The organism is Mesotoga prima MesG1.Ag.4.2, from assembly GCF_000147715.2.
GTDB lineage: Bacteria > Thermotogota > Thermotogae > Petrotogales > Kosmotogaceae > Mesotoga > Mesotoga prima.
In genome coordinates, this window is record NC_017934.1 from 539,620 (window position 1) to 553,862 (window position 14,243).

The following is a 14,243-nucleotide window of genomic DNA, read 5'->3' on the forward strand; positions in this document are numbered from 1 at the left end:
AGGAAGGCACCACAATCCTTTTTCTAGGGGGCAAAACGTGAAATTGAAGCTGAAAGCGTTCCTGGTACTTGTGATTTTGCTGGTCTTCTTGAGTAGTACCGCGCTTACCTGTACCATACTTGCCGTTGGCAAGGATGCATCGGTGGATGGTTCGACAATTGTTACCCACAACGACGATTCCAGTTCGGCCGACTTCAGGCTGTGGATAATCCCGGCTATAGACTGGCCGGAAGGTTCGATGAGAGATATCGTGATCGATTCTCACAACTACATTGATTACGGTGACTTTCCCTTCGTTGATGTTGGTGACAAGGGAGTAGTTGTGGGACAGATTCCTCAGGTGGAGCACACCTACCAGTATTTCCACTCCAGATACTCGTTTATCAAAGAAATGGGAGTTGCAATGGGTGAGTCCACTGCCGGAGTTAGAAGGGAACTGAGAGAGGCCAGAGGTTGGATCGACTGCTGGACGGCTCAGGATATCGCTCTCGAGAGGGCCTCCACGGCAAGAGAAGCGGTCAGAATCATGGGGGATCTTGTCGAGCAGTACGGTTGGTACGGTTCAGGCGAGATAATGAACGTAACTGATGGAGATGAGGTCTGGATAGCCGAATTCTACGGACGTGATCTCTGGGTTGCAGTGAGGATGCCGGACGACTGTGTTTTCGTCGGTGCAAACACGATGAGAATTCGAGATGTCGATTTTGAAGACACTGAAAATGTGATGTACTCCCCGAATCTTATTTCTTATGCGGTTGAACAGGGATGGTACGATCCAAATTCCGGAGAACCCTTCAGACCGGCAGATGTGTATGCCCCGAGGAGCAGCGGAAACATTCGCGAATGGAGAGCATTCAGCTTGATGGCTCCATCCATGGGGTACGAGTACCTAGATGTCCACTACCCTCTCTGGATAAAACCCGATAAGAAACTTTCCGTTTGGGACATTTTCACAATTTCTGGAGATTGGTACGAAGGAACGGAATTCGACCTGACTAAAGGAATTGGTGCCGGGCCTTTTGGCGATCCATTTGCAAGCTACAGAGTCGGAGGAAGGCAGAGACCCATAGGTATCTACTTGAGTTGTTATGTTCAGATCAGTCAGATCAAGAACTGGTTGCCGCCTGTAATTGGATCAGTAGTATGGTTTGGATATGGTGGAGGCGGCACACAGTACCATACTCCTCTTTGGCCGGCAATGTCTGAGCTGCCAGAGTTCTATCAGGTTGGCTCGAGATATGAAGACTTCAGAAGAGATTCTGGATGGTGGACAAGTACATATGTACAGGAAATGACTAGACTGAGATTCAAAGATGCCATTGTTGATCTAAGAAACTTCAGGGATCCAAAGATGCAGGCAGTGTATCAGACGGTGCCAAAGATTCAAGAACTTGCCACAGAACTATACGAGACCGATAAGGATGCCGCGCTTGCTATCATAAGTGATTATGCTTACAATACGGCGGTTGCATGGCAGGCCGACTGGCTAAAGTTTGGAGATTACTTGGTGGGCAAATACTGTGCAGACAGGATTAACTTTGGAACAGGTCTGCCTAAAGAATGGGGCGAACTTCTGGACTCTTTGAACAACTAGAATCCAAAAACCCTTTCTTGTTCAGTGAATCTATACGGGAGGTGGGATCAGTCAGACAACGTAGTAGTAATGTTTCAAAAGCAACAACAAATCTAATCTAGATGGGGTGATGTACTCTTATGAAGAAAGTTTTAATAATTCTGATTGTGGCATTGATAAGTTTCGCAAGTGCAGCCGTTGCATGTACTATCCTTGGAGTCGGCAAGGATGCAATGGTTAATGGTTCAACTATCATTACGCACAACGATGATTCAACCAGTGCGGATTTCCGTCTGTGGATTATCCCTGCGATGGATTGGCCGGAAGGTTCAATGAGAGATATCGTGCTCGATTCTCACAACTACATCGATTACGGCAACTATCCCGAAGTGAACATTGGTTCGAAGGGGACTCTCATAGGACAGATTCCTCAGGTTCCTCACACCTATCAGTACTTCCACTCAAGATACTCCTTCATGAACGAGAAAGGAGTTGCCGTAAGCGAATCAACATTTGGTATCGACACCAGTACCGATTATGGCAAGGAAGTAAGAAAGGTTCTCTGGACGGACTCTAAGGGAATCATTGACTGCTGGACGGCACAGGATATTGCTCTCGAGAGAGCCGCGACCGCGAGAGAAGCTGTAAGGATCATGGGTGATCTCGTCGAGCAGTATGGATGGAGCACGGTTGGTGGCGGCGGAGAGACAATGACCGTTGCCGACGGCGAAGAGACCTGGATCGTTGAGTTCTACGGAAGAGATATTTGGGCTGGTGTAAGGATTCCAAGTGACCACTTCACAGTTGCAGCAAATAGAGCAAGAATCATGGAAGTTGATCTCGAGGATACAGAAAACGTTATGGCTTCCCCGAACATAGTGTCCTTTGCCGTGGAACAGGGATGGTATGATCCCAGTTCAGGCAAGCCATTCAACATAGCCGAGATTTACGCTCCGAACGACAGCCTTTACGCAACAAGAAGAGAGTGGAGAGCATTCGACCTCGTAGCTCCTTCTCTGGGACTCAGCCCACACGACTTGAGATTCCCGCTTTCTGTTAAGCCCGACAGACTTCTCACCGTACATGATATCTTTGCGATCAAGGGTGATTACTATCAGGGAACGGATTACGACCTGACAGTTGGACTGGCTGCGGGCCCCTGGGGAGATCCTCTAAGATATGCCAATACTGGTAAGACGGGTTCTTGGGAGAGAAGTATCAATATGCACAGAACCTGCTATGTCCACATAGGCGAGACAAACTCTGCCTATGCAGAACCGTTCAAGGGAATCAGCTGGTTTGGTTACGGCGCGCCTGATACAAGCTACATAGTTCCATTGTGGCCGATAATGAGAGAGCTTCCCAAGTTCTACGAGACCGGTAGCAGATACGAAGAGTTCAGAAGAGACTCTGGTTGGTGGGTCAACTCTTATGTGCAGCAGATGGCCGAACTTCACTATAACCTCGCTATCCAGGATATCAGGAACTACAGGGATCCTAAACTGGAAGTTCTCTACAAGGTTACACCGGAAGTTCAGAAGATAGCTACTGATATGTATGAGACGGATCCAGAAGCTGCCATAGATTTCGTCTCCAACTATGCTTTCATGAACGCGGTTGCATGGCACGAAGAATGGAAACTTCTTGGTGACAGGCTTCTTGGAAACTACGCACTCGGATATGTCAATTTCAAATCCTCACCATATCCCGATTGGTGGAACGAAGCAATCGGTTATGGCTTCCCAGAGAGATAGTTGTATTTCTCTGAGTTCAGAGGCGGCCGTTTCGGCCGCTTCTTTTTTTTGTGTTTCAGATCTCCCAAATCATCAGTATTTCTTTCGTTGCTTTTGAGCAAGACTGAAGCGACGGAAAAATCGGTTGATCACGAAGGCGTAATTCTAGAGTCTTCAGGATCGAAAGCATGCTCCTTTCACTATACAAAACTCCACTAAGTTGTGATAACATCTGTCAGTATAGAAGTCAAACCCGAAAGGAGTGGCAAAGGTGCAGAACATAGAGAAGATCATCGATCTAGTTGAAGAGCTTTTCGATGAACTTGAGAATGTTGATGTCCAGGAGCTTACCGAGGCTCTGCCGGATATGGAACAGGATGAAGTGACGGAATTAAGATCAAGCATTGAAGACTGGGTTGATGGACTTGACGAGATCATTGCACGTCTACCCGAGCTTCAAGCATCGATCCTCGAACTGAAAGGTGATCTTGAAAGGCTCAACGATTCAGTTGTGGAGATGGAAGAGGATTTCGAGGAGGACTGAATTAGATTCATTTTTGGGGGGTTCAATTGCCCCCTTTTCTCTTTTACATAATGGGTGTTTTGCTCGTAGGGGGTTTAGGAGTCAGCATCTGTTACCATTACGGCTTCAGACAGTTCCTTCAGTAAGAGGGAGTCGAAGAATCTGTGTATTACATACTTTACAAGGAGTTGTTGAGGAACGAATCTATCGAGTTTTTCGCCTAAGAGTTCGTACAGTTTCTTTAGCTCATTCGGGTTTTCTCTGAGATAGGTTGAGAGAATCCCTTTGATTTCATTTTCTTCCATTCTTGAAATCGCGAGCAACATTTCGTGTAGCTCATCGATATCGATTCCGTCCTTTACTATTACGCTGTGCCAGCTAGAGCTAATCTTCTTGATACCGGAAACTGCCTTTATGCACAGAGAGAGAAAGATGTTTGACATATCGCCCGCGAAGGTTTCGATTATTACACTTTTTCTTGAGTTTCGAAGGGAAATTGAAATAGATGATGCCCTGTGATTATCGATGAAGTCAAGAAGCGTTTGTGAAGCGTCCTGTGAGAGAACTACTCCATCAGGAATCTTTATCTCTGCCAGAGAAGACTTTATGGCCCTTGCGAACTCCTTTGTCATCAACGAACTGCTTCCAAACCAAGAAGGCGGTTTGCCGCTGTCACCTAAAACAACATGAACTGTCTTCCTGGCAGGACTGACTTCTTTTACAAGGAATGATCTTCCCCCCAGAAGAAAACTGACTTCATCGTCAGAGGAAGTGCTAAGAACTGCAGGGTGAATCTTTCCAATTTCGTGTCCGTTGAAAATAACGGAGTAATCAAATCCCCCGGGAAAGAGGACAACAAAGTCCATCTTTTCCTTTCCGCTTCCGATCATCTCGGCGGTAGCAGCCCCCGAAGTTATCGCATTTCCTCTTCTTGCCAGGAAGGATTCCTTAACGAGGTGATCCAAAACGATTTCGAAATCCGCGCTGCCGATTTGTCGGAAAGGGAAGGCTCTCTTGAGCACTGTAAGATCTTCCTTGCACAAAGAACCGGCAGTCTTGGTTAGGCCGATCAACTGATGGCCCAGCAAAGGAAGATGAAAACTGCTAGGCTTGAGTAGCTCAACGGATCCTTCTTCTAGCATATCGAGTATTCCCAGAAGATTATAGAGACTTTGAGGATCCTCTATGAAAACGGATATTGTGGATTTGTTCTTCTTTCTTCCGGCACGGCCAGCTCTTTGAAGGAATGAAGCCGCTGATGGAGGTATCTCAAGAAAGATCACCCTATCTATATCGCCTATGTCTATGCCCATTTCCAGCGTCGAAGTGGCTACAATAGCCCTCAGTTTCTTGTCCCTCTTAAACTCCTCCTCAATCTCTACCCTTAAGCTCTTTGATACGGAACTGTGGTGAACCGGAATAGCCAGTCCTAACGCTTTTGCAGAAGCTGCAAAATCCTCGGCTTTCGCTCGCGAGTAAGAAAAGAGTAGAATCTTGTCGTCAGTCTCCTCAAGGAGCCTTGCGAGGTATTCGGCTGGAGAGATCTCTCCTTCCGTGAGAACCTCAATGGTTCTCTTGCTCTTGCTGTCGTCAGTTACTATTTCGGATTCTCTGTTTGAGCTCCCACTAAGCCATTCCATAAGGAGTTCGGGGTTTCCAACAGTTGCGGACATTGCAATTCTCTGTTGATCAATACCAGAGAGAATCTTAATTCTCTCCATTAAAGAAGCAAGCTGAGCGCCTCTTGGAGAATCGATGAAAGCATGCACCTCATCTATTATCACGAATTCTATCTTTGAAAGCAAATCTATATTCTCACTCAAAAAGATACCTTCAACTGATTCAGGTGTCGTTACGAGTATGGAGGCCTCCTTCGCAGTAGAGAACTTCTCTGATTTTGTGAGATCACCGTGCCACTTCCCCACTACCATACCAAAAGGTCTCAGAATGAGTTCAAGTCGAGAAGCCACGTCGTTGATCAAAGATTTCAGTGGAGCGAAGTAAATGCATTTCAGACCAGCCGAAAGCTCAAGTAGTCTATTAACTACGGGTATCATTACTGCTTCCGTTTTTCCTGAAGCCGTACCCGCAATCAGCAACAAGTTCTTTCCATCCAGCACAGGGGGAATAGTTTTGCTCTGAATCTCTCTCAAGCTCTGCCAGCGATATCTATAAGAGAAGAGATCCACAAGCTTCTGATTTAGTCTGGGATCAATCACCAAAGTTGATCAGCAGCTTTAACTGAATCTGCGTCTCCATTTCCTTCTTGTCCTTTGCCTTGCCTGAGAGAATCGAGGAACTCTACGGTGAGCTTGGCAACTTCTCTAACGGAGGGTCTGAGTTTTCCATCAATTCCTGTGTACTGCTTAACCAGGGACTGCAGTGTGGTCTCTTCGAAGGACGAGTCTGCAGTGTATGAATAGCAGCTGGCGTAAAGCGTCTTTAACCGCCTGATCAGCTGTCTCAAATCTTCTTTTCCCAACGGTTCTAGATTCAGGATAATGGTCTTTCCACTATTATCCCCGGAGATGTTTTTCATCCTGTCGTAAAGCGCATGGTAGGATGCGATTCCTCTGTGTTTGTTTTCGAACCAAACATCTGTTCCAAGCCACAAAAAGTAAGTCTTTTGGAGGAACCCCGCAGACATCTTGTCGATGATTTCCCTTAGTTGATTGAAGGTCCTATCCCTTACATCTCTTCTTCTGTTCATTGTGGATTCGAGCTCATCCATTATTATTACCAGCCCTGGGACCTGTAAAGTATCCATCAAAGAAGTGAAAGACTTCAGGAAGTTCCAACCATCATCCTGGAGAAAATGGTATATGCCGTGTTTTTTCATCGTTCTTTTGTCAACACTATCTCCAACGAGATACGCATAAAACTCTTCACCCGGGGCTCCCTGTCCAGCGCTTGCCACATATGCGGCGCAGAAATGAGAAAACATGCCATCGGGGTCATAATTGTCTCTCGTTGATAGGTATTCTCTCACTGAGTTCACATCGTCAGACGGAATTCTCAGTTCCTCAAGCTCGCCGAGCGTCTTTTCGGCCCAGGCCCTGAGGAATATCTTCAAAGGATTCCCGTTTATTCCCACCATTGTCATGTTCTTCATTATTGATCTAAAGAATTCGTCCTGTTTGTGTAGTGTGTCGTAATCCTTTTCGGAAAGGCAGGATATCATCATTCCTTTTTCCCTGGACACGTATTCCGCGTATCTGGCAAGAGTTGTCTTTCCCAGTCCGTATTCTCCCAGAAAGACTCTCACCTTGCTTCTCCCAGTCAGAATGTAGTTGATATCGTTCTCAATCTCTTGAACGTATTTTTCTCGGCCTGTGAGTATCTCGGTGACGAAATCAACCGGGACGGCAGTTCCGGCTCTTATGGCCTCAAACATCGGATGGTAATCCACGGAAAACTCCTTTCAGCTTTGTGTCAATCATCTGATGCGAACCTCGCTTTCAGCAGTTCCCTAGTTTCTTCATCGAAATTGTTTCCCCAGACAAGCCTGGGTACATCACCACTAATAACTTCTATAAGGGGTTTACCGCCACTTGTCACTTTGGGTGCCACTACAAAGACACTCCAGAATGTTAGCCCAAGTTCTTGAAGCGAATACTCTCTTTCGGGTTCACATGAAAGGATTTTACAGACAGTTCTTTTTGTTTTCCCCGACAGGGCTTCTATTTTTACTTCAAGCTCTCTGAATCCAGTAATCTCTTCTTGTACAGGATTTTCAGTTTTTATTTCTTCTTCCTTTTTTTCCCTCTCCGGAAAGAAATATGTCCACTCTACCTCATTCATCCTTTTGGTTGACCATTCAAGTTCGTAATGAAGAGAGTTGATCTTTTCAAGCAATTCTGCAGATATAGGGACCGCTGAAACCTCTTTTGTCTCTTCGATTTCCGATTCGTCACTCTCTTCGACCATATTTCGTATTATGAGTTCCCCGACTGTTTTATGGTTAGCCTCTCCAGGATTAATCTGGTCTTCAGACTCAGATCGATTCTTTGTTTTTGCTTTTAGCGGAGCGGGGAGCCCATTCTGCGGATACTCTTTCCACGAAGACATTATCCGCGCTTCTTTCAAGAACTCAATGAAAGTTCTTGCGCTTTCCTCTCTTGCAAAAAACAGCTTTATCAAAGGGACACCGAAACCCGTTGCCGAAACTGTTACACAGTAATAGTTGAAGCACTCTATTCGCTCGTTGTTTTTGGCCTCCTTGTCTGGCCCCCCACCGGGAAGTAAGTACTTCCAAGTATATCCGACAAAAATCGCATCTTTGCTGTCCAAAAAGGCTTCGCGAGAGAGCCTCAACTCCTCTAGCTGAGTTCTTATAGAGTTGAACGGAAAGCTTCTTTCACCCTTCTTGAGACCCGACGAAGTTATCATCAATTCGTCGACAGAACATAGATCAAAAACGCCGCTGCTTTCTTCACATTTAATAATCCTAAACTCGCTCCTTCTAGCAGAGTAACGCATAGTTTCGCCCGCATGGGCTAAAGGGTCCTTTATCTGTCGTTCTTCAATAATCGTCCAGCAAGCCCAGCCGGCCATTGCCTTCTGAAAAGAGGGTAGAATTCTGCTAGATATCTTTTCGAAATACCACCTTCTTGCTTGTTCCCAATGACTCTGACCAAGTCCATACTCGGTCCTCGCTTCCTTTATACCTTCAAGCCATGTTGCAATTGTCCCGTATCTTCTAAAACCCTTTTCGAGATATGAAACGAAGAGGTTATCGGGAACGGTAAGCCATTTCATGAAGGTTAAAGAATATCTCTTTATTTCTTTGATTATAGTCTCCAATCTCGAAAGCTGAACCTCCACACTACTTTCATCGTATTCACCTACAGCAAGCCCAATCTGATTGTCCAGGAATTTAGAAGCCCCCTCTTCATCGGGAGGGAATTTTGAAAGGAAATCAACAAGATCTGATTCAAGCATAGGGAGTAATGGGCATTCGAGGCTAAACAACCTCGAAACAATTTCATTCAAAGCGAGATTCAGTCCAAATTGATCGGCCCTTCTCCGCACCCTTTCGTGCAAATTCTTGAGTTCTCTTAGACTCGTTAAGAGAGAGTCGGATTTATCCGCGATCAAAGAGGAATAGTGAAGTACGATCTTTTCTAGAATTTGAGGAGCCTCCTTGAAGTAGTCCAAAAAAACGAAGAAACTATCATCTAGAGTCTGTCGCTCAGTTGCCGCTTGAAACAGAGTGTCGACAAGATCAGAGAGCTTCTCTGAACTCGAGGAGATCAATTCATCCTCTACACTTCTGTAAATGAAAGCGTACTTGGTTTCAAAGAACTTCTTGAAGAAACTTGCGACCAGTGGAGTCTTCAAAGAAATCAATGCAGCATTTGAGGTCTCAGCTAGCGGTTTCCAGTTCTTACCCTCAAGACTCTCATTGGCTTTTTCGATAACATCTTCGGCCGATAAAAATGAAATGAATTCCCGTTGACGAGAATCAGACAAAACATATCCCTCACTTAAAGTGACTTCCAAGAAGATTATACTACACTTGTTGAAACCGATTGGAGGATCGCAAAAGGAAAGGCTAACGCTCAATTTCCCGATCTATCAGCTCGGCAAGATCCATTAGTCTATCGACTACTAGTGCCTTATTCTGGCATGCTCGCAAGAATCTCTCGTCGAATTTCATCGATGAGAGGTTCTTACCGACCTTCTCGAGTCTGGAAATCGCGAGAAGGAGGTATGCTCCATCGATGAGCTTCCTTATCAGGCACGGCAGTCTCTCTTCTCTTTTATCTGAAGCAGCTCTTTCAATATCGGAGAACAGAAAGTTTATCGATTCCAGTATAACTCTGAAAGAGAAGAGAAGAATGTCTTCCTTTGTTTCCAGAGGCAAGCTTTCCAGCCTTCTTAGCTCAGTCTTGATCTCTGCGACGGCAAGCTTCGACCGTGAAGGGTCTTCGAGATAATTCTCTAACCTTTCTGCGGTAATTCCAAAGAGATCGGCTATCTCGTCTGCACTTCGCCCTTCTGAAAGAATCCTTTTAAGGAACTCCTTCTTACTCATAAGATCACCTCTCTATTCAATTATATTACTTGTTTCTTCTGGGGAAAAATCTAATTTCCAATCTTGAAACCACCAAAAAGTCAGTCTTGTGTCGTTAGACAGGAGCCTTGTTTATTTGATGGTGTATTAGAATAGTCTTGGGGGTGGAAAAATGAGAAGAGTGATTCTCTTAGGGATCGTTTCCTTTTTCTCTTCTATTTCACTCGCTAGTGGGTTCTACATTGGATCTGGATTTAACGGTCTAGTCGAAGTCATTGCCGGGAATCAGGAGTGGAATATGAGAGTCATACCTGTCACCTCGTTATCGAGTGGAGGAATAGTTGCCGGTAAACTGATCTTCAATGTCCTTAGAGACAAAGGCTTTGCGGTGATTCCCGCTCTTCAACCGGAGGGTTATAGGGTGGTTGATACTTTTCATTGCGAAGCAATCGAAGTTAATATTGAGAGACTGGAAGTCTTTGTAGCCGACGGGACACACGGGGTAGAAGTCTTTAAGTTCTATGGATCGTCCTTTTATAAACACATTCAGACAATGCCATTGAAAGGCTGGGTAAACTCCCTAGCGTACCTGGATGACTACTTGTTGGTTGGAAGCGAGCTTGATGGGCTTTTCGTGATTCGGAGAGGGGAGAATGGATTCGAGCTAATCGATCACATTTATCCCAGGTATGTGAGTGATCTGGAAGAGGGAGTAATAGTAAACGCCATTGCAGCCTGGGAAGACTCGTTTTATGTTGCAGCAGGAGAAAGAGGAGTAATAACTTTTGAAATTGGTGACTCTGCGTTCGTCAAGAAAGCCGAAATTAAGGTTGGCTACGCAATGGATGTTTCAGTTAGTGATGGGGATTTGTTTGTGGTCGACTCGAGGGTTGATGAAATACTGGTTTTTGACACAGACGACTTATCTCTTAAAGAAAGACACGTCGTAAACGGCAAATTAAGAGAGGCAGTGCCGATAGTTGACTGGCAAAACCACAATAAGCTCCTCGTATGTCGGCTTGATGATTCGGTCGCCGTAATTGACAGAAACACCTCTCAGGAGATTTTTTCCCTTAAAGGCAGCTTTTTTGGACTTGTTGAGGCTAGGTACTTCCTAGGTCACCCCTTTCTCGATGAATGAAGAGACGCTCCACTGACGAAATACTTAGAGAGCGCAAGAAAGAGAATCAGCATGGGAATGCTCGCTATTGCTGCAGCCGCCATCATCGCTCCCTCGTTAGTGTGTTTCTCCATGGCAAACTTCACAATGTACAGTGGGATTGTCTTCATTTCTTCACTCTGTGAAATCAAGAGAGGCCAAAGCAGGTTGTCCCACTGACTTCGAAATGTAAGGATAGCAAGTGTAGCAACTGCCGGAGCACTATTTGGCAGTATTATCTTCCAGAAGATGCTAAACTCGCCTGAACCATCTATTCTGGCGGCATCAATTATTTCATCGGGAAACGTTATCAAATACTGCCTCATCAGGAATATTCCAAAAGCATTAACCATAAAGGGGAGTATCAGTCCGACATATGAGTCCTGGATCTTGAGTGATGTTGCAACGAGATACAGAGGAATCATAATGGCTTCGAAGGGGATCATCATGGTAGCCATGATCAAAAGGAACACCAGATTTCTCCCTTTAAAGGGAAACTTAGCCAGACCATATCCCGTTAACGCGGAAAGGAATACGGTAGAAAGTGAAACAGCTCCCGCAACTATGAATGAGTTGAGTATGTTCCTGGGGTAGATGAAACTGCCATCATTCCCCCTTATTGCCTGCCAGTAATTATCTATGTAGAGATCCTTCGGGATCCAGGAATACGGCATCTTCAGGATATCTTTCGAGGGCATAAGCGAGGCCGTGAACATAAAGACTATGGGTGCAAGAATCACGATGGCTGTCACTATAAGGAAGGCCCATATCAAGACATCAACAACCACGGATTGTTTTCGAATTGTCTTCACAAGACACCTCCTAATAGTCGACTTCTCCACCTGATTTGCTTACTCTGAATTGAAGCCAGGTAAAGAAGAGCATTATGCCGAAGAGGATAATACTCATGGCGCTTGCTCTGCCAATGTCATGGTCTCTGATCGCCGTGTTGTATATGTTAAGGGTTATTACGTTTATTGGCTGGGTGGGAGCTCCCGATTGCGTGAAGAGATACTGGGTGCTGAATGTTTTCAGACACTGAAGCATAGACATGATCGACACCAGAACGGTTGTCGGTTTCAGCAAAGGGAGGGTGATGTGCCAAAAGTCCTTCCAGCCGTTTGCACCATCGATTTGTGCCGCTTCGTGTAGGCTCTGAGGTATGGATGCCAATCCTGTAATATAAATAATCGTGAAGTAGCCTATGTACTTCCAGAAATATACCAGGATTGTCGACAACCTTACCATTCCCGCCGTTGCCAACCACTTATAATCTTTGCCGACGGTTCCGAGCAAAGTGTTCATGGTGGTATTCGCCAGACCTCGCGGATCGAATATCAACAACCAGATGGCTGCAGCAACTACTGAAGAGAGAACGGCTGGTGAGTAGTACACCATCTGGAAGAACTTTTGGAACCTTCGCCTTGACATGATGAAGACCGCGAGCAGAAGGCTGAATACCACAATTGGAATGAACGTTCCCAGTGTGAAGATAGAGGTTGCCTTGACTGAATTCCAGAAATCGGGCGATTTGAGAAGATACTCATAGTTTGCAAAGCCTATAAACTTTGGGGGCCGCAGATCTAGGAGTCTTTTTCTGAAAAGGCTGGTGTAAAAAGCATTAATTATTGGATAGAAAGAAAAGACGGCAAAAAAGGCAAGCGATGGGATCACAAATAACCAGCCCCACCTTGCTTTTTTGTGTTCTATGCCCCTGTTAAAAACACGTCTCAAAGGTAAGGCTCACTCCTTTCTGAAAGGAATTTGCCCGCCGCGTGGCGGGCAAATTAATCAATACTGATCGTCCAAAACCTCTTGAACCTTTCTTCTCAGTGTATCGAGTGCATCACGAGAGCTTGTTCCGCTAAGCATAACAGATTCTACAGCTTCCTTTATTAGAGACTGAATCTTTGCTGAGCTTTCAGAGAAATACACAACCGTCGATTTTTCAAGATCGGAGATAAAGACGTCTGAATATGGATAATTCTTGAACGTCTCTGACTCCAGTAGTTCGTTTGTCGGTATTATGATTGCAACCTTTTCAAGATACTCCTCTGCATGACTCAGCATGTAAGAGATGAACTTCCAGGCCATTTCCTGATTCTCCTTTGGTTTCTGGGAGTTCACCATGTAGTAGTGTCCATAATAATGGGCTGGCACGTAATTTACAGCATCTTCGAACTGAGGGAAGGGAACGACCATGAATTCTCCACTGTCATAAAATTCCGGATTGTCGGCCTTTATTCTCGCGAGTTGATATAGACCGGTTGTACACATACCAATGTCGTTGTTGTCCATATTGAACAAACTGCGGGCATTCTTGTAAGTTGGAGAACCGAGATTTCTTCCATTCGGTCCCCATTCTGCCATATAGTCAAGGAAGTTTAGCCAAGCTTCGTCATTTATAATCGCGGTCTTTCCGTCGTCACTTACGAGTTTTCCGCCCATTTGCTCGACCAATGGCATGAATGCTACGAGATAGTACGGGTACCTGAAATCAAAGCCCCTACGGGTAATTATCTCACCCTCTCTTATTGTGAGCTTTTCAGATACTTCCATCATCTCTTCCCATGTTTTTGGGTAGTCGATTTCCGGATCTAGACCGGCATCTCTGAATACTTTCTTATTAAGCAAGATGCACCAGTTGGTAATTTCGAGAGGAAGCCCATAAATCTCGCCTTCATACTTCACAGGATCTAGAGTTCCGGGAAGGAATGATGCCAGTAAATCCTCCATGTCTTTGTAACCTGCGGCTTCATAATCAACGGGAGCGACTCTTCCATTAGCAATGTATGCAAATTCGTCTTCAATTGACATGTTGAAGATATCCGGACCCTGATTAGCGGCGAAAGCCGTCAGTATGAGCTCTTGTATCTTGGAGGAAGACTGTGTAACCCTTTTGATAACTACGTTTGGGTACATTTTCTGGAATTCCTCAATGAAACGTTCCTCAAGCGGAGTTCTGTTTGGGTCTTCGTGAGTCCAGAACTCCAATTCAATCGTGTTGGCAACAAGAATCGAAAGGGAAAGAAGGACCATTAAAAGAACAAAAACTAAACGCCTGTTCATCTAAACACCTCCCCATTTAATTGGAGCGATTGCTCCTATTAAAAAGATACATCTCTGAAGGTAAATACAGAAGGATACTCATGGCTTATTTGAGGCGTTGAAGACGATTCTTTGAATTATAGCGGCTCAGAATTAACCTGTGCAAACAAATCTGCGAAATTGCATGTCTT

Annotated in this window: 11 protein-coding genes; 4 read left to right on the forward strand and 7 right to left on the reverse strand. The window is 45.1% G+C overall.

The window, feature by feature from the left end:
* Positions 1–37: 37 nt before the first annotated feature.
* From THEBA_RS02590 to THEBA_RS02605, 3 genes are all read left to right on the forward strand, one after another.
* Positions 38–1,594: a dipeptidase gene (locus THEBA_RS02590; RefSeq protein WP_014730326.1), complete on the forward strand. Its 1,557-nt coding sequence runs from the start codon at positions 38–40 to the stop codon at positions 1,592–1,594.
* Between the two features lie 119 nt (positions 1,595–1,713).
* Positions 1,714–3,327, forward strand: coding sequence for a dipeptidase (locus THEBA_RS02595; RefSeq protein WP_006492117.1), 1,614 nt, complete (start codon positions 1,714–1,716; stop codon positions 3,325–3,327).
* A 250-nt stretch (positions 3,328–3,577) separates the two neighbouring features.
* A complete protein-coding gene (locus THEBA_RS02605; protein WP_014730327.1) occupies positions 3,578–3,850 on the forward strand; it encodes a hypothetical protein in 273 nt (90 codons plus the stop codon).
* 74 nt (positions 3,851–3,924) lie between these two features.
* Here the strand turns inward: THEBA_RS02605 and THEBA_RS02610 are convergent, their stop codons facing one another.
* The 4 genes from THEBA_RS02610 to THEBA_RS02625 all read right to left on the reverse strand — a co-directional run bounded on the left by THEBA_RS02610 (position 3,925) and on the right by THEBA_RS02625 (position 9,866).
* Positions 3,925–6,048, reverse strand: coding sequence for a DEAD/DEAH box helicase (locus THEBA_RS02610; RefSeq protein ID WP_014730328.1), 2,124 nt, complete (start codon positions 6,046–6,048; stop codon positions 3,925–3,927).
* Positions 6,045–7,238 carry a BREX system ATP-binding domain-containing protein gene (locus tag THEBA_RS02615; RefSeq protein ID WP_014730329.1) on the reverse strand — a complete coding sequence of 398 codons (1,194 nt, stop codon included), beginning with the start codon at positions 7,236–7,238 and terminating at the stop codon, positions 6,045–6,047. Before THEBA_RS02615 ends, THEBA_RS02610 begins: the two co-directional genes overlap by 4 nt.
* A gap of 23 nt (positions 7,239–7,261) precedes the next feature.
* A complete protein-coding gene (locus THEBA_RS02620) occupies positions 7,262–9,301 on the reverse strand; it encodes a hypothetical protein (RefSeq protein WP_014730330.1) in 2,040 nt (679 codons plus the stop codon).
* Between the two features lie 82 nt (positions 9,302–9,383).
* Positions 9,384–9,866, reverse strand: coding sequence for a hypothetical protein (locus THEBA_RS02625; RefSeq protein ID WP_014730331.1), 483 nt, complete (start codon positions 9,864–9,866; stop codon positions 9,384–9,386).
* Between the two features lie 151 nt (positions 9,867–10,017).
* On the opposite strand from THEBA_RS02625, the gene THEBA_RS02630 reads away from it, so the two are divergent.
* Positions 10,018–10,986, forward strand: a complete 969-nt coding sequence (locus THEBA_RS02630; protein ID WP_014730332.1) for an LVIVD repeat-containing protein — start codon at positions 10,018–10,020, stop codon at positions 10,984–10,986.
* Here the strand turns inward: THEBA_RS02630 and THEBA_RS02635 are convergent.
* The 3 genes from THEBA_RS02635 to THEBA_RS02645 are packed head-to-tail and all read right to left on the reverse strand — an operon-like array spanning position 10,965 to position 14,073.
* Positions 10,965–11,816 carry a carbohydrate ABC transporter permease gene (locus THEBA_RS02635; protein WP_014730333.1) on the reverse strand — a complete coding sequence of 284 codons (852 nt, stop codon included), beginning with the start codon at positions 11,814–11,816 and terminating at the stop codon, positions 10,965–10,967. The genes THEBA_RS02630 and THEBA_RS02635 overlap by 22 nt on opposite strands.
* 10 nt (positions 11,817–11,826) lie before the next feature.
* A complete protein-coding gene (locus THEBA_RS02640; RefSeq protein WP_014730334.1) occupies positions 11,827–12,738 on the reverse strand; it encodes a carbohydrate ABC transporter permease in 912 nt (303 codons plus the stop codon).
* Between the two features lie 57 nt (positions 12,739–12,795).
* On the reverse strand, positions 12,796–14,073 hold the full coding sequence (locus THEBA_RS02645; protein WP_014730335.1) for an extracellular solute-binding protein: 1,278 nt from the start codon (positions 14,071–14,073) through the stop codon (positions 12,796–12,798).
* Positions 14,074–14,243: the final 170 nt, after the last annotated feature.